This window comes from Nocardia callitridis (assembly GCF_039543305.1).
Lineage (GTDB): Bacteria > Actinomycetota > Actinomycetes > Mycobacteriales > Mycobacteriaceae > Nocardia > Nocardia callitridis.
Genome location: NZ_BAABJM010000009.1, coordinates 116,482 through 139,353, shown reverse-complemented (window position 1 = coordinate 139,353; position 22,872 = coordinate 116,482). Strand labels below are relative to the sequence as shown.

The 22,872-nt window shown below is 67.7% G+C and carries 18 protein-coding genes; 11 read left to right on the top strand and 7 right to left on the bottom strand.

Translation table 11 applies throughout. The features are described from left to right. Positions 1-32 precede the first annotated feature (32 nt). Positions 33-410 (bottom strand): nuclear transport factor 2 family protein, encoded by a 378-nt coding sequence (locus ABEA50_RS29815; RefSeq protein WP_345499741.1) that lies wholly within the window; start codon positions 408-410, stop codon positions 33-35. Positions 411-610: 200 nt separating this feature from the next. On the opposite strand from ABEA50_RS29815, the gene mihF reads away from it, so the two are divergent. Continuing rightward, positions 611-925 carry an integration host factor, actinobacterial type gene (gene mihF, locus ABEA50_RS29810; protein ID WP_345499740.1) on the top strand — a complete coding sequence of 105 codons (315 nt, stop codon included), beginning with the start codon at positions 611-613 and terminating at the stop codon, positions 923-925. Positions 926-1,126: 201 nt separating this feature from the next. Here the strand turns inward: mihF and ABEA50_RS29805 are convergent, their stop codons facing one another. From ABEA50_RS29805 to ABEA50_RS29795, 3 genes are all read right to left on the bottom strand, one after another. Further along, positions 1,127-1,672: a hypothetical protein gene (locus ABEA50_RS29805; RefSeq protein ID WP_345499738.1), complete on the bottom strand. Its 546-nt coding sequence runs from the start codon at positions 1,670-1,672 to the stop codon at positions 1,127-1,129. 86 nt (positions 1,673-1,758) lie between these two features. Continuing rightward, positions 1,759-2,595 (bottom strand): formate dehydrogenase accessory sulfurtransferase FdhD, encoded by an 837-nt coding sequence (fdhD, locus tag ABEA50_RS29800; protein WP_345499737.1) that lies wholly within the window; start codon positions 2,593-2,595, stop codon positions 1,759-1,761. Continuing rightward, complete coding sequence (locus tag ABEA50_RS29795; protein WP_345499736.1) at positions 2,592-4,901, bottom strand: FdhF/YdeP family oxidoreductase; 2,310 nt, start codon at positions 4,899-4,901, stop codon at positions 2,592-2,594. Before ABEA50_RS29795 ends, fdhD begins: the two co-directional genes overlap by 4 nt. A gap of 494 nt (positions 4,902-5,395) precedes the next feature. Between ABEA50_RS29795 and ABEA50_RS29790 the strand changes: the two genes are divergently transcribed. Together ABEA50_RS29790 and ABEA50_RS29785 are read left to right on the top strand one after the other, a co-directional pair. Further along, positions 5,396-5,998 (top strand): GNAT family N-acetyltransferase, encoded by a 603-nt coding sequence (locus ABEA50_RS29790; RefSeq protein ID WP_345499735.1) that lies wholly within the window; start codon positions 5,396-5,398, stop codon positions 5,996-5,998. 177 nt (positions 5,999-6,175) lie between these two features. Beyond that, positions 6,176-6,598 carry a hypothetical protein gene (locus tag ABEA50_RS29785; RefSeq protein WP_345499734.1) on the top strand — a complete coding sequence of 141 codons (423 nt, stop codon included), beginning with the start codon at positions 6,176-6,178 and terminating at the stop codon, positions 6,596-6,598. 168 nt (positions 6,599-6,766) lie between these two features. On the opposite strand, the gene ABEA50_RS29780 is transcribed toward ABEA50_RS29785, so the two are convergent. Beyond that, positions 6,767-8,347, bottom strand: coding sequence for a glycerol-3-phosphate dehydrogenase/oxidase (locus tag ABEA50_RS29780; protein ID WP_345499732.1), 1,581 nt, complete (start codon positions 8,345-8,347; stop codon positions 6,767-6,769). A gap of 40 nt (positions 8,348-8,387) precedes the next feature. Next, complete coding sequence (locus ABEA50_RS29775) at positions 8,388-9,044, bottom strand: TetR/AcrR family transcriptional regulator (RefSeq protein ID WP_425577743.1); 657 nt, start codon at positions 9,042-9,044, stop codon at positions 8,388-8,390. A 187-nt stretch (positions 9,045-9,231) separates the two neighbouring features. On the opposite strand from ABEA50_RS29775, the gene ABEA50_RS29770 reads away from it, so the two are divergent. Both ABEA50_RS29770 and ABEA50_RS29765 read left to right on the top strand, forming a co-directional pair. Beyond that, the gene (locus ABEA50_RS29770; RefSeq protein ID WP_345499789.1) at positions 9,232-10,809 is read left to right on the top strand and encodes an FAD-binding oxidoreductase; all 1,578 of its coding nucleotides are present in this window, start codon (positions 9,232-9,234) and stop codon (positions 10,807-10,809) included. Continuing rightward, positions 10,806-11,774 (top strand): YegS/Rv2252/BmrU family lipid kinase, encoded by a 969-nt coding sequence (locus ABEA50_RS29765; protein ID WP_345499730.1) that lies wholly within the window; start codon positions 10,806-10,808, stop codon positions 11,772-11,774. Before ABEA50_RS29770 ends, ABEA50_RS29765 begins: the two co-directional genes overlap by 4 nt. An 11-nt stretch (positions 11,775-11,785) precedes the next feature. On the opposite strand, the gene ABEA50_RS29760 is transcribed toward ABEA50_RS29765, so the two are convergent. Further along, positions 11,786-12,379 carry a helix-turn-helix domain-containing protein gene (locus ABEA50_RS29760; protein ID WP_345499728.1) on the bottom strand — a complete coding sequence of 198 codons (594 nt, stop codon included), beginning with the start codon at positions 12,377-12,379 and terminating at the stop codon, positions 11,786-11,788. Between the two features lie 90 nt (positions 12,380-12,469). On the opposite strand from ABEA50_RS29760, the gene ABEA50_RS29755 reads away from it, so the two are divergent. From ABEA50_RS29755 to ABEA50_RS29730, 6 genes are all read left to right on the top strand, one after another. Then, entirely contained in the window at positions 12,470-13,432 is a 963-nt protein-coding gene (locus ABEA50_RS29755; protein WP_345499727.1) for an NAD(P)/FAD-dependent oxidoreductase, read from the top strand. Positions 13,433-13,700: 268 nt separating this feature from the next. Next, positions 13,701-16,364 carry a valine--tRNA ligase gene (locus ABEA50_RS29750; RefSeq protein WP_345499726.1) on the top strand — a complete coding sequence of 888 codons (2,664 nt, stop codon included), beginning with the start codon at positions 13,701-13,703 and terminating at the stop codon, positions 16,362-16,364. Beyond that, positions 16,361-17,827, top strand: coding sequence for a bifunctional tetrahydrofolate synthase/dihydrofolate synthase (gene folC, locus ABEA50_RS29745; RefSeq protein ID WP_425577742.1), 1,467 nt, complete (start codon positions 16,361-16,363; stop codon positions 17,825-17,827). Before ABEA50_RS29750 ends, folC begins: the two co-directional genes overlap by 4 nt. An 88-nt stretch (positions 17,828-17,915) precedes the next feature. Beyond that, entirely contained in the window at positions 17,916-18,320 is a 405-nt protein-coding gene (locus ABEA50_RS29740; RefSeq protein WP_345499725.1) for a DUF4233 domain-containing protein, read from the top strand. Between the two features lie 94 nt (positions 18,321-18,414). After that, positions 18,415-18,831, top strand: coding sequence for a nucleoside-diphosphate kinase (gene ndk / locus ABEA50_RS29735; protein ID WP_345499724.1), 417 nt, complete (start codon positions 18,415-18,417; stop codon positions 18,829-18,831). A gap of 492 nt (positions 18,832-19,323) precedes the next feature. Next, a complete protein-coding gene (locus ABEA50_RS29730; RefSeq protein ID WP_345499722.1) occupies positions 19,324-22,713 on the top strand; it encodes a translation initiation factor IF-2 N-terminal domain-containing protein in 3,390 nt (1,129 codons plus the stop codon). Positions 22,714-22,872 lie beyond the last annotated feature (159 nt).

The window sequence follows — 22,872 nt, the reverse complement described above, 5'->3', positions numbered from 1 at the left end:
GCTGTCCCGCGCAGGCACAACGCGGCGGGTGTCTACTCGGTGTCGACTCGCATGTCGTCTTGGCTCCACAGGGCGCGCATCCCGGTGATCTTGCCGTCGTCGTCGAATTCCATGACGTCGATCGGGGTCAGCACGAAACGCTGGTCGTTCACCGTGGTCACGACCGTGAACATGAAGGCGGCGCTGTTACCCGCGATGCGCACCGTTTCGGGGTGCAGGGTGGTCTCGCGCTCCAGCGGCACCAGCAGCTCGTAGAACTCGCGGATAGCGTCGTGTCCCTTCCTGACCGGCGTGCCGACCGGGTCCTCGACGGTGGCGTCGGCGGCGTACAGGCTCACTACGTCGTCGGCGGACCCCGCGCCGACCAGCTCGACATAGCGTTCGATCGTGGTGCGAATCTTGCTGCCCATGGAACCTCCAGAAATAGAACTTGTTCTAATTTTGCAGGTTAACAGCACGCGTAGGCTGAGGACGATGGGGCCGGAATCGGAAAACTCATCGCTATTTGCGCCGGTCGGCCCCGGTGTGTCGACGTTGTACGGTCGGCACCGTGCTGTTTACTCGGCACGGTCAACCAGATGTTCGAGTGACGAGTGGAAGCGGAGGAGACATGGCACTGCCTACCATGACCGCGGAGCAGCGCACTGAGGCGTTGGCCAAAGCGGCTGCGGTCCGCAAGGCACGCTCCGAACTGATCGGCAAGGTGAAGGCGGGCAAGGTTTCGGTGTCCGACCTTTTGCAGAAGGCCGACAGCGACGAACTGGTCAAGAAGACCAAGGTCGCCGCCGTCATCAAGGCGCTGCCCGGCGTAGGGCCGGTCAAGGCGGCGAAATTGTTGGATCAGGCCGAGATCCCCGAGGACCGTCGAATCGGTGGTCTCGGTGCGCGTCAGCGCGCGGCACTGCTCGACGCCTTGAAGGACTGATCCCGCCGAGTTCGGATCGTGATCGTAGAAGTGGGCAACAAACCCTGGGTTCGGCGCGATCGTCGAAGAGGGTGCTTGCCCGCGAGGAATACGCCAGTAAAGCAAGTCGAAGGATCGCGCCGCGTCGTCGGCGCACCGGATCACGCCCGTGGCGACGATCGAACCGGCCACGGGCGTCCCGGACCTCTGTCGAGGCGAACACTAACGTGTGCCACCGCGCCGTGGTCGGCGCGGAAATCGCAGCCGCAACGGCGCCGGGTCCGACATCGGGATATCCCCGCGCGGTGGCAGGACGAGCGCGGCGATCCCGCCCGCGAGCAACAGCAGCACCGCGACCAGGCTCAGTGTGAAGCTCACGGCGCCGATGTCGTGCGGATGGTGGGAGACGTGGTAGATCACGTGCGGGACGCTGAAGACCGCCCAGCCGAGTCCGGCGATCCGCGCCACCGTCGTGGTGTCCACGACCAGCGCCGCGACGGTCACGGCGGTCAACGCGAGGAAGAACGCGCCGACATCGGCGGCGAGGTGATGGTTGTACGGTCCATCGACCGAGACCCACCGCATCGCGAACCCAGGAAAGCTCGTGTACCAGGAATGCGGCGCGCAGACCGCCCACAAGCCGGTGAACGCGCCTTGTAGCGCCAGCAACAGCAGAATGACGCGGGTGGCGAGCAGTCGGCGCCGGTATTGATCGAAGCGCATGCGAATCCGCACGCCCTCGTTGCCGCCCTCCATCGAGATTCTCATCGGCTCACCTTGTCTCGCCGGAATCCTCGTGTTCACCGTAAAGTGGGCAATCCGCCCGAACAAGGGGCCGTGTGCGCCATGTCGGGTCAGGCGGGCTGCGGGGCGGCGCGTTCGTTCAGGACGCGATCGGGTCTGGTGTAGACATTCATCGTGTCGCCGCGAAGAAAGCCGACCAGGGTCAGGCCCGCGTCGGCGGCCAGGTCGACCGCGAGTGAGCTCGGTGCGGAGACGGCCGCGAGCATCGGAATGCCCGCCATCACCGCTTTCTGGACCAGTTCGAACGACGCGCGACTGCTCACCACCAGCACGAGATCGTGGGCGGGGATCAGGTTCTCGCGCAGTGCCCAGCCGAGTAGCTTGTCCACGGCATTGTGTCTGCCGATATCCTCACGCACGGCGAGCACCGTGCCGTCGGTGGTGAACAGGCCCGCGCCGTGCAGGCCGCCGGTGGCTTCGAACACCGCCTGTTGCGCGCGCAGGGTGTCGGTCATGCCCGAGAGCACGCGTCGGTCGAGGGTGGGACCGTTGTCGGGGAGCGGAAACTTGGTGCGCGTGCGGACTTCGTCGAGAGCGGTCTTGCCGCACAGCCCGCAGGCGCCGGTGGTCAGGACATTGCGGGTCGGCACCGTGGTGGGGGTGCGTAGGGTGACATCGAGGACGTTGTAGGTGTTGCGCCCCTCGTCGTCGGTGCCCGAGCAATACCGCGCGGCCACGATCTCCTCCGCCGCGCCGATCATGGCCTCGCTCAACAGGAATCCGTGCACCAGGTCGACATCGTTGCCCGGCGTGCGCATGGTGACCATGAGTGGCGCTGCGCCGATCCTGATCTCCAGGGGTTCCTCCACCGCGAGGGTGTCGGGGCGCTGGATCTCGCCCTCGGGCGAGATGCGACGCATCCTGCGGCGCGCGGTGACGCGGCTCACGGGAGTACCTCCGGTGCGGTCGCGGGCTCGAATCGGATGACCACTGCCTTGGACACCGGCGTATTCGACCGTGCCGCAACATGATCCAGGGCGACCAGCGGATTGGTCTCCGGGTAGTAGGCGGCGGCATTGCCGCGGGGCGTGGGGTAGCCGACGAGCCGAAAGTTCGCCACCCTGCGCTCGACGCCGTCGGCCCACTCCGACACCACATCGACCAGATCGCCCTCGGCGAAACCGAATTCGGCGATGTCCTCGGGGTGTACGAGCACCACCTTGCGGCCGTGGTGGATACCGCGGTAGCGGTCGTCCAGGCCGTAGATGGTGGTGTTGTACTGGTCATGGCTGCGCATGGTCTGCAGGATCAGCTTGCCCGGCGGGACCGGTGTCCAGCTCAGGTCGTTGGCCGCGAAATTGGCTCTGCCGGTGGCGGTGGCGAATTCGCGACGGTCGCGCGGTGGGTGTGGCAGCTGGAACCCGTTGCGATCGCGCACCTTGGTGTTGTAGTCGGCGCAGCCGGGCACCACCCGCGATATCGACGCACGGATCAGGTCGTAATCGAGGCTCAGCTCCCGCCACGGCACCGGGTGGTCGGGACCGAACAGGGCACTCGCGAGTTCGCAGACGATGGCGACCTCGCTGCGCAGGTGTTCGCTCACCGGGGTGAGTCGACCGGTGGACAGGTGCACCATCGACATCGAATCCTCCACCGACACCTGCTGTTTGTGTCCGTCGCGCAGGTCGGCGTCGGTGCGGCCGAGGGTGGGCAGGATCAGTGCCGTGCGTCCGTGCACGAGGTGGCTGCGGTTGAGCTTGGTGGAGATCTGCACCGTGAGCGCGCAATCACGCAGCGCCGCCTCGGTCACCTCGGTGTCCGGGGTCGCGGACGCGAAATTGCCGCCCATACCCACGAATACCCGCACCCGACCGTCACGCATCGCACGGATCGAGTCGACGGTGTCCAGACCGTGCTCGCGGGGGCTGGTGATGCCGAATTCGCGGTCGAGTGCGTCGAGGAACCGATCGGGCATCTTCTCCCAGATGCCCATGGTGCGGTCGCCCTGCACATTGGAGTGGCCACGAACCGGACACACACCCGCGCCCGGCTTACCGATCATGCCGCGCAGCAGCAGCACGTTCGTCGCCTCTTCGATCGTGGCGACCGCGTGCGTGTGTTGGGTCAGGCCCATCGCCCAGCAGACGATCGTGCCTTTCGACGCGGCGAGCAACCGCGCGGTGTGCTCGAGTTCGTCCATCGTGAGTCCGGTCGCCGCGAGGACGGTCTCGAAATCGACCGCGCGGGCCTGCTTTTCGTATGCGGGAAAGCCCGCGCAGTGGGCGTCGATGAACTCGCGGTCGAGCACCGACCCCGGCGCGCGGTCGTCGGCCTCGATCAACAGGCGAGCCAACCCTCGCATCAGCGCCATATCGCCGCCGAGGCGGATCTGCAGGAATTCGTCGGCGATGTCGACCCCACTGGTGAAGCCGCGCACGGTCTGCGGGTCACGGAACCCGAGCAGCCCGGTTTCGGGCAGTGGGTTGATCGCGATGATTTTGGCGCCCTCGGCTTTCGCATCGGCCAGGGCGCTGAGCATCCTCGGGTGGTTGGTGCCGGGGTTCTGGCCCGCGACGAGGATCAGATCGGCGGCGGCGAAATCGTCGATCGTCACCGAACCCTTGCCGATGCCGATCGCGTTGCTGAGCGCGGCGCCGGATGACTCGTGGCACATATTGCTGCAATCGGGCAGGTTGTTGGTGCCGTAGGAGCGCACGAGCAGTTGATAGAGGAACGCGGTCTCATTGCTGGTGCGTCCCGAGGTGTAGAACACCGCGGCGTCGGGTGCGGGCAGCGCGCGCAGATTCTCGGCGATCAGTCGGTAGGCGTCGTCCCAGGCGATGGGGGAGTAGTGAGTGTCGCCCGGGCGCAGCACCATCGGGTGTGTCAGCCTGCCCTGTTGGCCGAGCCAGTAACCGCTCTTGTCGGCTAGTTCGCGAATCGAGTGCGCGGCGAAGAACTCCGGGGTCACCGTGCGCAGGGTGGCTTCCTCGGCGACGGCTTTCGCGCCGTTCTCACAGAACTCGGCTGGACGTCGATGCCCCGTTGGTTCCGGCCACGCGCAGCCGGGGCAATCGAAGCCGTGCACCTGGTTGACCCTGGTCAGGGTGCGTGTGGTGCGCAGGACTCCCATTTCCTCGACCGCGCGCTTGAGTGCCACGGTGACCGCAGTGACACCCGCGGCCTGGCGCTTGGGCGGTGTGACGGTCAGCGCCGCTTCGTCGATGTCCTCGCTGGGTCCGTTTCGGTGCATGATTCGTATTGTCCTCCTCCCGTGTGCCGACCGGTTCGGTTCGGTGCCGAGGTCGACTTCGTCGCCGGCCGCGGTAGGTGTTCCCGAGCTGTCCCGCGCCGTCACGTCGGGGCGTGGCGCTGGCGTTTCTCGCGGGACCTCGTTCGTTGATGTGTGCCTTCATGCCGGGACGCGGCACGCACGTTCGTGCGTGACCTCGTTCGTCGTGTGCGCCTCCATGTCGGGGCGCCGCACGGCCGTTCTTGCGTGACCTCGAGCGCTCACCCGCGCACGAGAGCCCGCCTGGTCGCTCCGGCGAAAAATACGTGGAAATCCGCACGCGAGGCGCGACACAATGAGTTGTCCATGCGTCTGTGGGTATGCGGTGAGGGAGCGCGCGAATACGTGATCGAGCAGTCCCGGTCGGATCGAACGCGAGCTAGCTGCTCGAGAAAAGCGCGTGCCCCCTCGTACATTCGGTCGGGTAATGGCGCGGCCCCCGCACGCGGGTGCGGATGTCGCGCCGCGCGTCGCGAAACGACGAGCGCCGCGCGAGCCGTGTTCGTGCCGAGATCGAAACCATCAAGGAGCACAGAGTGATTCGAGACGCGACCGAGGCGGATTTGCCCGAACTGCGTCGGATCGAGTGGGCGGCGGGGGAAGTGTTCGCGCGGGTCGGGATGGCGGCGGTCGCGCGCGACGAGCCCGCCTCGGTGGCGACCCTGCGGGAGTTTCAGCGTGCCGGCCGCGCGTGGGTGTGGGCCGATGAACTCGACCACCCGGTCGCCTATCTTGTTCTCGCCGTTGTCGACGGCGCCGCGCATGTCGAGCAGGTGTCGGTGCACCCCGACCATGCTCACCGCCGGATCGGGCGGGCGTTGATCGAACACGCCGCGCGGTGGGCGCGTGATCGCGCGCTGGCCGCGCTCACCCTGACCACGTTCGTCGAGGTCGAGTGGAACGGTCCGTACTATCTGCGCCTCGGGTTCCGGTATCTCACCGCCGCCGAGCAGACCCCCGGCCTGCGTGCGATTCGCGCACAGGAACGAGAGCGCGGTCTGGATCGATGGCCGCGTGCGTGCATGCGCGTCGAACTGGCGGACTGGAAATTCGACTGAACAGCGTTGCGAGGCAACGGACTATGGCACCGCTCGGTGCGGTGGGATCGGTGCGGCCGACACCCATGCCGTGTCATCGAACGGACGTCCTTCTCACCTGCGCTGTTGACCGCACGCGGCGACCTCGGTCTATATTGCAGGCGCTAGGGAGCAAATCTTGATCATCGGAGGTCCACTGTGCGCCGTGCCCTGTTCGTCGAATCCGTACTGGCCGCGTCCGTTTTCGGTGCGGCGGTGCTGGCCGCACCGCTGGCCGGAGCCGACCAGTTCCCGCCCCCGGGACAGGGTGCGCTGCACCTGACCGCGAACAGTGTGGGTAAGGGTGCCGTGCCGCTGGTCGGCGAGCCCATCGGCGGTGTGCGGGCCAGCGTGGCCCCGTGCGATGGTGGCCCGGAATTCGCCACACTCACCTCGGGATCGGACGTGAAGGACGCGCAGAACGATGCCACCATTCCGGTGGCGCCGGGCTGCTACGGACTGAAGATCACCGGCGTGCCGGAGAACTGCGAGGCCGTGGAATCCGACGGTCCCTTCGCGGTCCAGGTCTACGTTGCCCCCGGCGGCGCGACCCCGGCCCCGGTTCGGGTGCGCTGCGCGTAGACCCATCTCACGACTGTCCGGGGCTCAGCGCCGGACAGCCGAGACTCCGGCTTCTCCGCATCCGGCCTGCGGGCACGAATGATGTGGGCGTTCTGGGCGATGTGGGCCCGAGCCTCGGCCGGTCTTTCGATCGGCAAGGTGACGGTCGGTGGGCGGAGGTGTTCGGGGTCAGGGGCTTTCGATCGGGGTTGTGGCGGGTGACGGCTGATCGGCCAGGACGGCCTGGGCGGCGGCGCGTGCCGCTTCTCGGTCTTTGGCGACCAGGCCGATGCGCGAGCGTCGGTCGAGGAGGTCTTCAGTGTAGAGCGCGCCCTCGTTGGCGACAGAGAACGCGAATTCGGCTGCGGTGACGTCGATTCCGGGCGCCACCGGTTCCGCGAGGCGGGGGTCGCGGCGGGTGGCGGCGGCGATGTCCTTCGCCTCGCTGCCATAGCGGTCGATCAGTATTTGCGGTGCGTCGATGTGGTCGCGGTCGGCTCCGGAGACGGCGCCGACCACCGGCAGTCGCTTGGTCCGGCAGGGGCCGGCGTCCAGCTTTCCGTGTTTCACCGCAGCGTCCACGGCGTCTTCGGCCATGCGCCGGTAGGTGGTGAGCTTGCCGCCGACGACGGTGATGATGCCGTTGGGTGCGCGCACCACCGCGTGCGAGCGCGACAGGTCGGCGGTGCTGTCGCCGCCGGTGTGCAGCAGCGGCCGCAGTCCCGCGAAGCTGCCGAGGATGTCGGCACGGGTCAACGATTCGCGCAGCACCGTGTTGACGGTGTCGAGCAGGAAATCGATCTCGGATTCGGCGGGCTTCGGCTGGTCGGGCACAGGGCCGGGCGCGTCCTCGTCGGTGAGTCCCACGTAGACGCGACCGTGGGCGGCTGGCAGCGCGAAGACGAATCGGCTGACGCTCTCGGGCAGCGGCACTACGAGCCCGGCGCTGAGGTCGCCGAATGTCGACGCGGAGAACACCAGGTGGGTGCCTCGGCTCGGCCGCAATTCGATACTCGAATCCACCTGGTCGGCCCACACGCCGGTGGCGTTGATCACCGTGCGCGGGCGGACGGTGATCTTCTCGCCGGTCAGGGTGTCGCGCAGGGTAGCGGAGTCGCCGGTTACCTCCAGCGCCTCGGTGCGGGTCAGCACCTTCGCTCCGTGTGCGGCGGCGGTGCGTGCCAAGGCGACAACGAGCCGGGCGTCGTCGATGAGTTGTCCGTCCCACGACTGCAATCCGCCGCGCAGCCCTTCGCGGCGCACGGTGGGTGCCAGGCGCAGGGTTTCGGTGGCGGTGACTCGACGCGAACGCGGGAGCAGCGCGGCGGGGGTTTTGGCGCTGCGCCGCAGCAGGTCACCCGCGAGGAAACCGGCTCGCACCGTCGTGGATTGGACCTTGCTCAGGCCGGGCAGTAGCGGCAGCAGTTGCGGGAGCGGGCGCACCAGGTGGGGTGCGGTGCTGCGCAACAGGATTCCGCGCTCCACCGCGCTCTCGTGGGCGATGCCCACCCGGCCGCTGGACAGATAGCGCAGGCCACCGTGCACGAGTTTGGAACTCCATCGACTGGTGCCGAAGGCGAGGTCGTGGCGTTCGACCAGCACGGTGCGTAAGCCGCGCGCGGCGGCGTCGAGTGCCGCGCCGACGCCGGTGATGCCGCCGCCGATCACCAAGACGTCGATGCTCGCGCGGTCGTCGAGTTGGTCCTGTTCGCGCGCACGTCTTGTCGCGTTGAGTGCGCTGTCTCCCGTTGTGGTCGAATTCGTCGTCATCACAATGCCTTTCGGTGTCGACGTCGCTGCCCGTCGCGGATCACGAAGTGACTCCTACGGCAGCGTCTGGATCGGGTCGCGGGGACGAAGTCGGTGCGTGTGCGGGGCTGAGGTAGCTGTCGAGCGCACGGGTCAGTTCGGCGTCCAGAGCGGCGTCGGCCAGCAGCGGCGCGACGGTATTCGCCGATTGCACGGTCGACTGTGCGATCAGCAGCACCATGACAGCCAGTTGCTCCGGGTCGCCGTCGCGGATAGAGCCGTCCTGCTGTCCCTCGCTGATGCCCGTGCCGAACATCTCGATCAGCGCGCGTTGATTGCGGCCGAGTCGGCCGAACACGTAGGTGAGCATGAGGTCGGTGTCGGTGCGAAAGATCTTGTCGAACAGCTTGTTCGTCCGAACCTGGGCGGCACCGACGACGATTCCGGTGACCAGCCGGGTGCGCGCGCGCCCGCCGGTCGGCATGGTGGCCGTGATGATCGCTCGCAATTCGCGCACCAGCAATTCCGAGACCAGCGACCCGGTGTCGGGCCAGCGTCGGTAGACGGTCGGTCGGCTCACCCGTGCGCGGCGTGCGACCTCGGTGAGGGTGGTGCGGCGCACGCCGAATTCTGCGACGCAGGCGCGGGCGGCGTCGAGAATCGCCAGATCAATGGAGGAGGTCGCCTTCTCGGCGGACTCTGCGGAATCGGTCACCATCACCACCGTCGGTCGGGGTAGCCGAAACGTCGCTCGGCATAAGTGAAATATACGGGTTTTGGTTTACTTCGTTACGTTCTATGTCACAATGTAATGCATGGTCGAGACACAACACCGCATCGGCGAGAAATCCGGCGATGATTCCGAGGCAGCGACGATGTCGGACATAGCCGGGTCTACGCCGGGTATGGTCTGGGATGCCTGGGGTGTGCCCGCCGGACGCAAACCGTTGTCAGACCAGCTTCGTGGCCTGGTGACGCAGGTTTTCGGAGTGTCAGGGGACCCGGTGACGCGTCGCGATGAGGGCGATGTGCCATTGCGTGAGTCGGCGTTGACGTCGACGCTGCGAGACGGCTTGGCCGAGGTGGTCGGCGCGGACAATGTGTCCACCGACCACTTCGACCGGCTTCGGCACGCGGGCGGAAAGAGCACCCCCGACCTCTTGCGTCGCCAGAGGGCAGCGACCCAGCAAGCGCCGGATGCGGTGGTGTTCCCCGCCGACCACGACGAAGTGCTCGCGGTACTCGCGCACTGCGCGCAGCACTCGATCGCCGTAGTTCCGTTCGGCGGTGGCACCAGCGTTGTCGGCGGTGTCGACCCGTTGCGCGGCGGCTTCGCGGCCGTCATCACCCTCGACCTGCGTCGGCTCGACGCATTCGTCTCGATCGATCCGGTCAGTGCGACCGCGACCCTCGGCGCGGGCCTGTCCGGTCCGGGGGCCGAGGAACTGCTGCGTGAGCAGGGCTTCTCGCTCGGGCACTTTCCGCAGAGTTTCGAATTCGCCAGCATCGGCGGCTTCGCGGCGACCCGGTCCTCCGGCCAAGCCTCGGCGGGCTACGGCCGGTTCGACAGCATGGTCCAACGACTGCGTGTCGCCACACCGCAGGGCGCCCTCGATCTCGGGCGCGGCCCCGCCTCGGCGGCGGGGCCGGACCTGCGTGCCCTGTTCGTCGGCTCCGAAGGCGCGTTCGGCGTGCTCACCGAGGTCACCGTCCGGGTGCACCCTGTGCCGGACTACGTGGTCTACCAGGCGTGGTCGTTCCCCGATTTCAGCACCGGCGCCGCGGCGATGCGCGCGGTCGTGCAGGAAGGCGCGCAACCCACGGTGTTCCGGCTGTCCGACGAGGCCGAGACCGGCCTCAATCTGGCCCGCGCTGGTGATATCGGCGGTCAGACGGTCTCGGGTTGTCTCGCGATCACCACCTTCGAAGGCAGCGCGGCGCATGTGGCGGCGCGCAGTGCCGAAGCCGGCGCGCTCCTCGCCGCCAACGGAGGAACATCCTTGGGTGAGGCTCCCGCCAAGGAATGGGAACACGGCCGGTTCTCGGCGCCGTACATGCGCGACGCCTTGCTCGACCTGGGCGTGCTGTGTGAAACGTTGGAAACCGCGACCACATGGGCGAATCTGGCGAACCTGAAGTCGAAGGTCACCGCGGCGCTCAACGGCTCGTTGCGCGATCAGGGTGCGCAGCCACTGGTCATGTGCCACATCTCGCACACCTACCGCAGCGGGGCCTCGCTGTACTTCACCGTCGTCGCCAAGCAACTCGATGACCCGATTACCCAGTGGTACACGGCGAAAAAGGCCGCGGGTGACGTGATGATCGCCGAGGGGGCGACGATCACCCATCACCACGCGGTCGGCACCGATCATCGCGACTGGTTGCCCGAGGAGGTCGGTGACCTGGGCGTGCGGGTGCTGCGTGCGGTCAAAGCCGAACTGGATCCCACGGGGATCATGAATCCAGAGAAGCTGGTCTCTTGAGCTCGAGCACACGCCGCGACGTGCGGTTGGTCACCATGGTGACCAACCCGGCGTCCGGGCTCGGACGAGCGAGCGCGGTCGCCGCCGTCGCGGCCGAACGGTTGCGGGCGCGTGGCGTCGAGGTGGTCGAGGTCAGGACCGACTCGGCCGCGGAATCCGTTCGCCAGGTACGGCATTCGATCGCCTGCCGGCGCCCCGACGCCGTGGTGTCCGTCGGCGGCGACGGGCTGATGAACGTGCTGTTACCCGCGGTGGCCCAGACCGGCGTTCCACTCGCGCTGGTGCCCGCGGGCTCGGGCAACGATCTGGCCAGGGTGTTCGACATACCGACCAAGAACACGGTGGCCGCGGCCGACATCGTCCTCGACGGTCGCACGCGCACGATCGACCTCGGTCGGCTCGAGTCGGCGGAATCGGGTTCGGCGCCGATGTGGTTCGCCACCGTGGTCGGCACCGGGTTCGACGCCCGGGTCACCTTGCGCGCCAACGAGATGGAGTGGCCGAAGGGGCGCTCGCGCTACACCGCTGCCGCGGTTGCGGAACTCTCGCACAAGTGTCATGCGCCGTACCGGGTGACGATGTCGGATGCGAGCACCGAGGGTCTGCGCAATCCGGGGGTGGGTTCGGCGGTGCGGGCTGACGCGGTGATGGTCGCGGTCGGCAACACCAGCACCTACGGCGGGGGCATGCTGATCTGCCCCGACGCGATCCCCGACGACGGCCTGCTCGACCTGACCGTGGTCGGTGAGCTGTCCCGTTTCGAGATGATGCGGTTGCTGCCCGTTCTCGCTGCGGGCAAGCCGACCACCCACCCGAAAGTTGTGCAATTCCGCGCGTCGGAGATCACTGTGAGCGCGCCGGGAACGCCGGTCACCGCGGACGGCGAGCCCGCGGGCATGCTCCCGATCACCATCCGATCGGTGCCCGCCGCGCTGACCGTCCTCGCGCCGGCGGGTCGCTGGTAGCCGGTTTCGGACTATGCGCCGCCGCGTCCTGGTGACTTCGCGCGCAGATGCATGCGCTCGCCCTGTTTGCCGAACAGGCTGAGTAGCTCGACCGGCCCGTGCCCCGCGCTGCCGAACCAGTGCGGCTGGCGGGTGTCGAACTCGGCGGCTTCGCCCGCGCCGAGCACGATGTCGTGCTCGCCGAGCACCAACCGCAGTCGGCCCGCCAGCACGTACAGCCATTCGAACCCCTCGTGCACGCGTGGGTCGGGTTCGCCGCGGTCGGGTGGGATGATCATCTTGTAGGCCTGCAACGGTCCCGGCTGGGTGGTCAGCCCGATGACGGTGATCCCGTTGATCTTTCGGGTGGTGGTGTGCACGCGCGGGTCCTCGACCTTCGGTGCCGCGACCAGTTCGTCCAGGGGCACTTTGAGCGCGACGGAGATCGGCAAGAGCAGTTCCAGACTGGCCTTGCGCTGGCCGGCTTCCAGCCGCGACAGCGTGCTCTTGGAGATGCCCGTGCTCGTGGCCAAGGCGGTGAGGGTCACGTTGCGTTGGGTGCGCATGGCCTTCAAACGTGGGCCGATATCGGCCAGTGTCGCCGCGACCGACGGTGGTGTCGTCATGACCCCAGTATCCGATTTTTCCCAGAAACAGCAATATCAGTTGCTGATTTTGTTATTGCCTGGCACGTTGAGTCGTGGAGGTGATCGCTGATGAGCGAGACGCAGAAGAACTACGACGTGGTGATCGTCGGTGGCGGACCGGCGGGGCTTTCGGCCGCCCTGGTCTTGGCGCGAGCGCGCCGCAAGGTCGCGGTGGTGCGCGGCGGCCCCGCGCGCAACGCGCCGTCGCGGCATATGCACGGATTCCTGACCCGTGACGGCATGGCACCGTCGGAGCTGATCGAGACGGGCGTCGCCGAGGCTGCCTCGGTGGGTGCCGAGTTGGTCGACGATTTCGTGGCCGAAGTCGAGAACCACGGTGACACCGCCGATTTCACCGTTCGACTGACCGGAGGACCGCGGCTGCGCACCCGCAAGCTGTTGGTGACGACCGGTCTGCGCGACGAGCTACCCGAACTGCCCGGCGTGCGCGAACAGTGGGGCACCGACGTGCTCGGTTGTCCGTACTGTGACGGCTACGAGGTGCGTGATCAGCCGATCGCGGTGCTCGGTGGGAGCGAACCGGGCGCCCTCGCGCGTGCGGTGCACCTGGCGCTGATGCTGCCGCAGTGGTCGCGTGACCTCACGTTCTTCCCGCACACCATGACGCTGTCGGATGCCGACCGTGCGCGGCTGGACGCCCGTGGCGTGCGGGTGGTCGACGGCGAGGTCGCCCGGCTCGCCGTGACCGATGGTCGCGTTCGCGGCGTCGAACTGGTCGACGGGAGCGCCGTGGCGCGCACCGCGGTGTTCGTCGCGACAACCTTCATACCGAACAACCGGGTACTGGCCGACCTGCGGTGCGAGCTCGACGACGGCGGCTGGGTGCGGGTCGACGCGTTCGGTCGCACCAGCGTCGACGGCGTTTGGGCGGCGGGCAATGTGACCAATCCGGCGGCGAACGTGATCGCCTCGACGGCCGCGGGCTCGGGTGCGGCGATGATGATCAACGCGGACCTGGTCGAGGCCGAGGTGGCCAGCGCGGTCGAGGCGGCTGCCGTCGGCGCTCGGTGAGGCGAACTCGCGGTTGGTCGCCAGAAACTGAGAATTGCTTATGGATTGGGGTTCGGGCCCCGAGGAGACGGTAGGATCGTGGACGTAGGCAGAGTCTTCGGTGTCCCTCATCCACCGAAGACTCTGCCTTACTTCATGTCTGGGCCCGTTGTCCCGGTGCAGGTCCATCGCCTGGGCTCCCTCGGTTCGCGCGACTACACCCCGACGTGCGCGCGCGGGTGAGAGGGAGGTGGCAAAACGGTTTGCTCCCGGCTATTAGAATCGCCTGGTGACCAGCACAGCCCCCGATAACACACGCGATCGTGCCGATGCCCTGCCCAAGTCCTGGAACCCAGGCGACGTAGAGGCGCAGATGTACGAGCGCTGGGTAGCCGCTGGGTATTTCACCGCCGACGTCACCAGCGGTAAGCCCCCGTACTCCATTGTGCTGCCGCCGCCCAACGTCACCGGGAACCTGCACATCGGCCACGCGCTCGACCACACCTTGATGGACACCCTCACTCGCCGCAAGCGTATGCAGGGCTACGAGGTGCTGTGGCTGCCCGGGATGGACCATGCCGGTATCGCGACCCAGACACTGGTGGAAAAGCAACTGTCGGTCGACGGTAAGACCAAGGAAGACTTCGGTCGCGAACTGTTCGTGCAGAAGGTCTGGGATTGGAAGCGCGAGTCCGGCGGTGCCATCCAGTGGCAGATGCGCGCGCTCGGCGACGGCGTCGACTGGTCACGTGACCGCTTCACCATGGACGAGGGCCTCTCGCGGGCCGTGCAGACCATCTTCAAGCGGCTCTACGACGCGGGGCTGATCTATCGCGCCGAGCGACTGGTCAACTGGTCGCCGCAGCTGCGGACCGCGATCTCCGATATCGAGGTCAAGTACGCGGACGTCGAGGGCGAGCTGGTCTCGCTGCGTTACGGCTCGCTCGACGACGCGCAGCCGCACGTCGTCGTGGCGACCACCCGCGTGGAGACGATGCTCGGTGACACCGCCGTGGCGGTGCACCCCGACGACGAGCGTTACCGTGCGCTGATCGGCACCACCCTCGAGCATCCGATCACCGGCCGCAGGATCCCGGTGATCGCCGACGATTACGTCGACCCCGAGTTCGGTTCCGGCGCGGTGAAGATCACGCCCGCGCACGACCCCAACGACTTCGAGATGGGTTTGCGCCACAACCTGCCGATGCCGAGCATCATGGACGAGGGCGGTCGAATCACCGGCACCGGAACGGATTTCGACGGGATGGACCGGTTCGAGGCGCGGGTGGCGGTGCGCGAACGCCTCGCCGCCGAAGGACGCGTCGTCGCCGAGAAGCGGCCGTATCTGCACAGCGTCGGCCACTCCGAACGCAGCGGCGAGCCGATCGAGCCGCGCCTGTCCATGCAGTGGTGGGTGAAGGTCGAAACGCTCGCGAAGGCCGCCGGTGATGCGGTGCGCAACGGCGACACCGTGATCCATCCGGCCAGCTCGCAGCCACGCTGGTTCTCCTGGGTGGACAACATGCACGACTGGACCATCTCCAGGCAGCTGTGGTGGGGTCACCGGATCCCGATCTGGTACGGGCCCGACGGTGAGGTGACCTGCGTCGGACCCGACGAGACCGCACCGGAGGGCTGGGTGCAGGACCCGGACGTGCTCGACACCTGGTTCTCCTCGGGTCTGTGGCCGTTCTCCACCATGGGGTGGCCCGAGAGCACCGAGGAACTGCGTACCTTCTATCCCACCAGCGCACTGATCACCGGTTACGACATCATCTTCTTCTGGGTGGCGCGGATGATGATGTTCGGCACCTTTATCGCCGACGATCCCGTGCTCGCGCAGGGGCGGGTGCCGTTCCGAGATGTGTTCCTACACGGGCTGATTCGCGACGAGCATGGCAAGAAGATGTCGAAGTCGCGCGGCAACGGCATCGACCCGCTGGAGTGGATCAACGAATTCGGTGCCGACGCACTGCGTTTCACGTTGGCCAGGGGGGCGCAGCCGGGTAGCGATCTTTCCGTGGGTGAGCCACACGCGCTCGCCTCGCGCAGCTTCGTGACGAAGTTGTTCAATGCCACCAAGTTCGCGCTCATGAACGGCGCGCGCTCCGGTGCGCTGCCCGACCGCGCACAACTCACCGACGCCGACCGCTGGATCCTGGACCGGTTGGAAACCGTGCGCGCGGAGGCGGATTCGGCGTTCGACAACTACGAGTTCGGTAAAGCGTGCGAGGCGCTGTATCACTTCGCCTGGGACGAACTGTGCGACTGGTATCTGGAACTGGCCAAGGCGCAATTCGCCGAGGAAGGCCCCCGGAGCGAGGCCACGCAACTCGTGCTCGGCGCCGTGCTCGACACCGTGCTGCGTTTGCTGCATCCGGTGATCCCGTTCGTCACCGAGTCGCTGTGGCAGGCGCTGACCGGCGGCGAGTCGGTGGTGATCGCCGCGTGGCCGGAAGCCTCCGGTGTGCCGACCGACGAGGTTGCGGCGCAGCATGTTTCGGATGCTCAGCGGTTGATCACCGAAATTCGTCGCTTCCGCAGTGATCAGGGTCTGGCCGACAAGCAGAAGGTCTCGGCCAGTCTGGTCGGCATCGAAGCGGCCGGTCTCACCGGGCTGCGTGCCTCGGTGACCAGCCTCGCGCGGCTCACCGAACCCGGTCCCGAGTTCGCCGCCACCGCCTCGGTGGAGGTGCGCTTGAGTGTCAGCACGGTGACCGTCGAACTGGACACCTCGGGTGCGGTCGACCTCGTCGCCGAACGCCGCAGACTGGAGAAGGATCTGGCCGCCGCGCAGAAGGACTTGGCTTCCACCACAACCAAACTCGGCAACGAGGCCTTCCTCGCCAAGGCGCCCGAGCAGGTGGTCGGCAAGATCACCGCGCGCAGGGATGTCGCCGCCGCCGAAGTCGAGCGCATCGGCGCGCGCCTGGCGGAATTGAGCGGCAAATGAACGCGGAGCCGGAACCGCAATACGACGACGACCGCCACCCCTCGGTGGGGCCGCGACTGAGCTCCGGCCCCTCCCCGGTCGAGCTGGCGGAAATGGCGCTGGTCGAGGCCGAACTCGACAAACGGTGGCCCGAAACCAAGATCGAACCCTCGCTCACCCGCATCGCCGCCCTGATGGATCTGCTCGGCTCGCCGCAGCACAGCTACCCGTCCATCCACGTCGCGGGAACCAACGGCAAGACCTCGGTCAGCAGGATGATCGACGCCCTGCTCACGGCACTGCATCGGCGCACGGGTCGGATCACCAGTCCGCACCTGCAGTTGGCGACCGAGCGGATCAGCATCGACAACCGGCCGATCAGCCCGGCCGAGTACGTCGCCACCTACCGCGAACTCCAGCCCTACATCGAGATGATCGACGCCAAGTCCAGTGCCGAGAACGGCCCGGCGATGAGCAAGTTCGAGGTGCTCACCGCGATGGCGTTCGCCGCGTTCGCGGAGGCGCCGGTGGATGTGGCGGTCGTGGAGACCGGGTTGGGTGGCACGTGGGACGCGACCAACGTCACCGACGGTCAGGTCGCGGTCATCACCCCCGTCGGCATGGATCACACCGAGTACCTCGGCCCGGATCTGGCCAGCATCGCGGGGGAGAAGGCCGGGATCATCAAGCGCGCGCCGGAGAGCTTGGTGCCGCGTGACACCGTCGCCGTCATCGCCGAGCAAGCTCCCGAGGCGATGGAGGTGCTGCTGCGCCGCAGCGTCGAAGTCGATGCCGCGGTGGCGCGTGCCGGGTCGGAATTCAGCGTGCTGGGTCGCCAGATCGCCGTCGGCGGTCAGCAACTGCGCCTGCAGGGTCTCGGCGGCGTCTACGAGGAGATCTTCCTGCCGCTGCACGGCGAGCATCAGGCGCACAACGCCGCATTGGCACTCGCGGCCGTCGAGGCGTTCTTCGGTGCCGGTGCGCAGCATCAACTCGATATCAACGCCGTGCGCGCGGGGTTCGCGAGCGTCACCAGCCCCGGCAGGCTCGAACGCATGCGCGCCGCGCCGACCATCTTCATCGATGCGGCGCACAACCCGGACGGTGCCAAGGCCCTCGCCTCGGCACTGACCACGGAGTTCGACTTCCGCAAGCTGGTCGGGGTGGTCGCGGTGCTCAGCGACAAGGACGCCGCGGGGATTCTCGACACCCTGGAACCGGTGTTCGACGAGATCGTCGTTACCGCCAACGGTTCCCCGCGCGCGATGGATGTCGACGCACTGGCCGACCTCGCGGTACAGCGATTCGGTGACGAACGCGTCGTCACCGCGACCACACTGCCCGACGCCCTGGAGACCGCGATCGCGATCGCCGAAGAGGTCGGCGACTCCGGGGAGATGGTCTCCGGCGCCGGGGTCGTGGTGACCGGCTCGGTGGTGACGGCGGGCGCCACGCGCGCGCTGTTCGGCAAGGATCCCGCGTGAGCGTGCCCCGCGCGCTCGACGATGGCGCGCGCGGCGCTACGGTGCGTGCGAACCGATCGCAGGGCGATACGGAAAAGAAGGATGCGCAATGACCGAACCGGGTGAACCCGACGCCGAGGTGTCGCCACCGGCGACCGACCCGTGGAAGAGCTTCCGTGGCGTCATGGCCGCCACATTGGTGCTCGAGGCGATCGTGGTGCTGCTGGCCTTGCCGGTGGTCGCCGCGGTCGGCGGCGGAGTCACCTGGGCTTCCGGCAGCTACCTGGTCATTCTCGCGGTGGTGATGTTCCTCGGCGCCGGTGTGCAACGCAAGCCGTGGGCTATCTCGTTCAACCTCGGCCTACAGGTATTGCTTCTGCTCGGCACGTTCTTCCACCTGTCGATCGGCATTATCGGCATCGTGTTCGCCGTGGTCTGGGGCATTCTGCTGGTGCTGCGCGCCGACGTACGAGCGCGGATGGAGAAGGGTCTGCTGCCCAGTCAGCGACTCTGACGAGCGGCCCTGAGTGAGCGCTCGCGGGCGAACGATCCCGTTGCGCGGACAACCCCGTGCATGACCAGCGCACCTGCCGATTAGAGTGTGCGCCGTGACTGAGCAGACGTTGGTACTGATCAAGCCGGACGGTGTGGCCCGAGGTCTGGTCGGCGAGGTGCTGGCCCGGATCGAGCGCAAGGGCTTGACCATCGCGGCACTCGAGCTGAAGCAGGTGTCCGAGGAGCTGGCCAAGAGCCACTACGCCGAGCACGCCGAAAAGCCGTTCTTCGGCTCGTTGATCGAATTCATCACCTCGGGTCCGGTCGTCGCGGCCATTCTGGAGGGTCCCCGCGCGATCGCGGCGTTCCGCCAGATCGCCGGTGGCACCGATCCGGTCGAGAAGGCCGTGCCGGGCAGCATTCGCGGCGACTTCGCTCTGGAGACCCAGAACAATCTCGTCCACGGGTCCGACTCGCCGGAGTCGGCGAAGAGTGAGATCGCTCTCTGGTTCCCGGAATTGCCCGCATAAACCCCGCCTGAACCCGCCGGATCGCTGCCGGAATCCCGCACCGAGACGGCCTGTCGACCCGTGTTCGAGGTGAGCGCGGGCGTCGGGTTCGCATGCGCCACGGCGAACCCTCGGCGCACGGTGTGGGATACTGACAGCGGCCGCCTTTGCCATGGACTGTTCGTGCAGGTATGCGAACGATCGATGCGATCGCAGCCGGATGACACCGCGGTTCGATGCCGATCATCGCTGCTACGGACGGTGTACCCGGTTATCGGGTGCGTTGTTCGCGTCGGCACGCTGGATGAGCGCTCGACATCGCGGATCAGCCAATAGCCAGGCGCCGCGTGACCAGTTAGCCCGACCGACGAACGACAAGGTGATAACCGGAAACGCGGGGCGAGACCATAGGACCTTGCGCCCAACAGGTGCGAGGCAGACGGACAGCGCCCCCGCGTCGGCCGCGTCACTCCCGCTGGGAGGGACGCGCCCGGGGGCGGCGAGGAGACTTTCGTGGCCGATCAAGAGCCGCCGAACACAACAGCACAGGATGCCGAACAATTGCCGGAGCGAATCCGAGTTCATGCACTTGCCAAACTGCTGGGGACGACGAGCAAGCGCATCCTGGCAAAACTCACCGAGTTGGGATCCGAGGCTCGCAGTGCCCAGTCCAACGTCGACCGGTCGGTCGCGGAGTCGGTCCGTGATGCGTTGGTCCCCGACGAGGCCGCTGCCGCCGAGCCGGTAGCGCCCGCGCCGGACCCGACCTCCGAGCCGCGGCAATCCGCCGCTGGCCAGGAGAAGGCCGCCGAGACCACCGAGGACACCCGGTCCACCGGCAAGGGCGCCACGGCGTCGGGCAACCGCGGTGTCATGTTCTCCGCACCCGACCCGGTGATCCCGGGTACCGAGCCGAGCGTCGAGCCGGCGCACCGGCCCTCGGTGCAGTTGTTCACCCACTTGGCCGGTACCCAACCGCAGGCTCCCGCGCCGGTGGCCTTCGAGGCACCGGCGGAGGTGTCGGCGCCGCTGTTCCTTTCCCCGGACGCTGCGGCGGCCGAGGAGGCGCGCAAGCAGCGACGGCTGGCCCGGGAGAGCCGCAAGGCCGAACAGCAGCAGGCCGCGGCGGAACCGGCCGAACCCGAGAGCAGCGAGCACGCCGAATACGCGGACAAGTCCGAGGACGTGGAGTCCGACGGCGACCGCGAATCCGATGATTCCGGTGATCAGCACGACGACGGTCAGCCGAGGCGGCGGCGGCGCGGGCGACGCGGCCGTGGCCGCGGTCGTGGCGAGCAGCAGAGCGACGACGGTGACGACGATTCGGTCGACCAGAACGACGCGGACACCGCTGACCGGCAGTCCGGTTCGGGCGGCAAGAACGACGACTCGGCGACCGGTGCCGACGCCAAGTCGACCGGTGATGCCAAGTCCGGCGATACCAAGTCCGGTGATGCCAAGTCCGGTGATGCCAAGTCCGGTGATGCCAAGTCCGGTGATGCCAAGTCCGAGTCGTCGAACTCCGACGCCTCCGACGGTGACGCCGAGGACGACGAGAACTCCGACGGGTCGACGCGGCGGCGTCGGCGGCGTCGCCGTCGGAAGGTCTCGGGTGATTCCGGTGGCGACAACTCCGGCGACGACGCCACCCAGGACGATCCGCCGAACACCGTCGTGCACGAACGCGAGCCGAGGAACAAGAGCCGCAACCGGACACCGTCCGACGAGGTGCAGGGCATCAGCGGCTCCACTCGGCTGGAAGCCAAGCGCCAGCGCCGTCGTGACGGCAGGGAGGCGGGTCGGCGTCGGCCGCCGATTCTGACCGAGTCGGAATTCCTGGCCCGCCGCGAGTCCGTCGACCGGGTGATGGTGGTGCGCGAGAAGTCGTTCCCCGACCATCCGACCGCGACCCAGGTGGCGGTGCTGGAAGACAACATCCTGGTCGAGCACTTCGTGACCAGCACAGGCTCGGCGTCGATGGTCGGCAATGTGTATCTCGGCAGGGTGCAGAACGTGTTGCCGAGCATGGAGGCGGCCTTCGTCGACATCGGCCGTGGCCGCAACGGCGTGCTCTACGCCGGTGAGGTGAACTGGGAGGCCGCCGGCCTCGGCGGACGTGAGCGCAAGATCGAGCAGGCGCTCAAGCCGGGCGATCAGGTACTGGTGCAGGTTTCCAAGGATCCGGTGGGGCACAAGGGTGCTCGACTGACGACCCAGATCAGCCTGGCCGGTCGGTTCCTGGTGTACGTGCCGAGCGGCACCTCGACCGGGATCAGCCGCAAGCTGCCCGATACCGAGCGCAAGCGGCTCAAGGAGATCCTGCGCGAGATCGTGCCCGCCGACGCGGGTGTCATAATCCGCACCGCCTCCGAGGGGGTCAGCGAGCCGGAACTGGCGCGCGACGTCGAACGGTTGCAGGCGACCTGGCGCACGATCGAGAAGGCCGCCGCCGGTAAGGATTCCAGCGGGCCCAAGGCGCTGTACGAAGAGCCCGACCTGCTGGTGAAGGTCATTCGCGACCTGTTCAACGAGGACTTCTCCAAGCTGGTCATCGAGGGTGACCGGGCGTGGAGCACCGTCGAGAAGTACATCGGCACGGTGGCGCCCGACCTGCTCACGCGGGTGTCGCGGCACGAGAACAACGGTGTCGACGTGTTCGAGGCGCATCGCATCGACGAGCAGTTGTCGAAGGCGTTGGATCGCAAGGTGTGGCTGCCCTCGGGTGGCACGCTCGTCATCGACCGCACCGAGGCGATGACCGTGATCGACGTCAACACCGGCAAGTTCACCGGGTCCGGCGGCAGCAATCTCGAGGAGACCGTCACCCGCAACAATCTGGAGGCGGCCGAGGAGATCGTGCGCCAGATGCGGCTGCGCGATATCGGCGGCATGATCGTCGTCGACTTCATCGACATGGTGCTCGAGTCGAATCGGGATCTGGTGCTGCGTCGGCTCACCGAGGCGCTCGGGCGCGACCGGACCCGACACCAGGTGTCGGAGGTGACCTCGCTCGGCCTGGTGCAGATGACCCGCAAGAAGTTGGGAACCGGGCTGGTCGAGGCGTTCTCGACCACCTGCGAGCACTGCCAGGGTCGCGGCATTCTGGTGCACACCTACCCGGTGGAGGCGTCCGCGTCGTCGTCCAACGACGACGGTGGCCGTAAGGACAGTGGTTCGCGGCGTCGTCGCGGTCGGGACAAGAACGCGCCCGCCGCCGCTGCGCCGAGTACGCCGGAGCCCGCGACCAACGGGTCGGCCCCAGCACCCGCCGAGGAAGACATCGCGGTCAAGCGCGCGCATCCGGTCGCGTTGGCGATGGCCTCGCATCACCCGGATTCCGACGAGGTCGCCGCGTCGTCGGACGACACGGCGGTGGTCGAGCAGGAGGCCGCCGTCGCGGTGCCCGCCGACGATGCCGAGGTGGTGCCCGCGGAGGCGGTCGAGGTCGCCGAAGCGCGGGAGGCGAGCCCTCGGAAGCGTTCCGGACGCGGACGGTCGGCCAAGAACCGCTCCTCGGACAAGCCCGCCGACAGTGCTGCCGTGGAGCAGCCGGAGGCCGTCACCGCGCCGACGGACACGCAGGAGGCCGCGGCAACGAGTGCGGTGGTCGAGGCGAGCGTCCCGGCGCAAGCGCACGCTCCCGCTGAGCCGACGGCACCCGCAGGGTCGGACGCGCCGACCAACGGTGCGCCAGCGCCCGCGCAGCGTCCCGCGCGTCGCCGGAGGGTGGCGCGTTCCACCGCGGCTCCGGCGGCCGACAGCGCCGGTGCGGTGTTCGTCCTGCCGAGCGCCGAGCAGGCCGCGCCGGTGGCGATCGACTACTCCGATCCCGAGCCGCCCGAGGTTCCGGTGCGGCGCCCGCGGCGTCGGGCCGTCGGCCGTCCTGCGGGGGCGCCGGACTGAGTTGTGCCAGTTCACGTGTGGCCTCCGTCATCGATCGATGACGGAGGCCACACGTGTTCGTGCGGTTCGGGCACTGCTGTCGAGGTCGTGCCGGGGACCGGTTTGGTTGTGATGGTGCCCGTCCTGTAATCTTGGCCAGTCGCTGCCAGGTGACAGCAT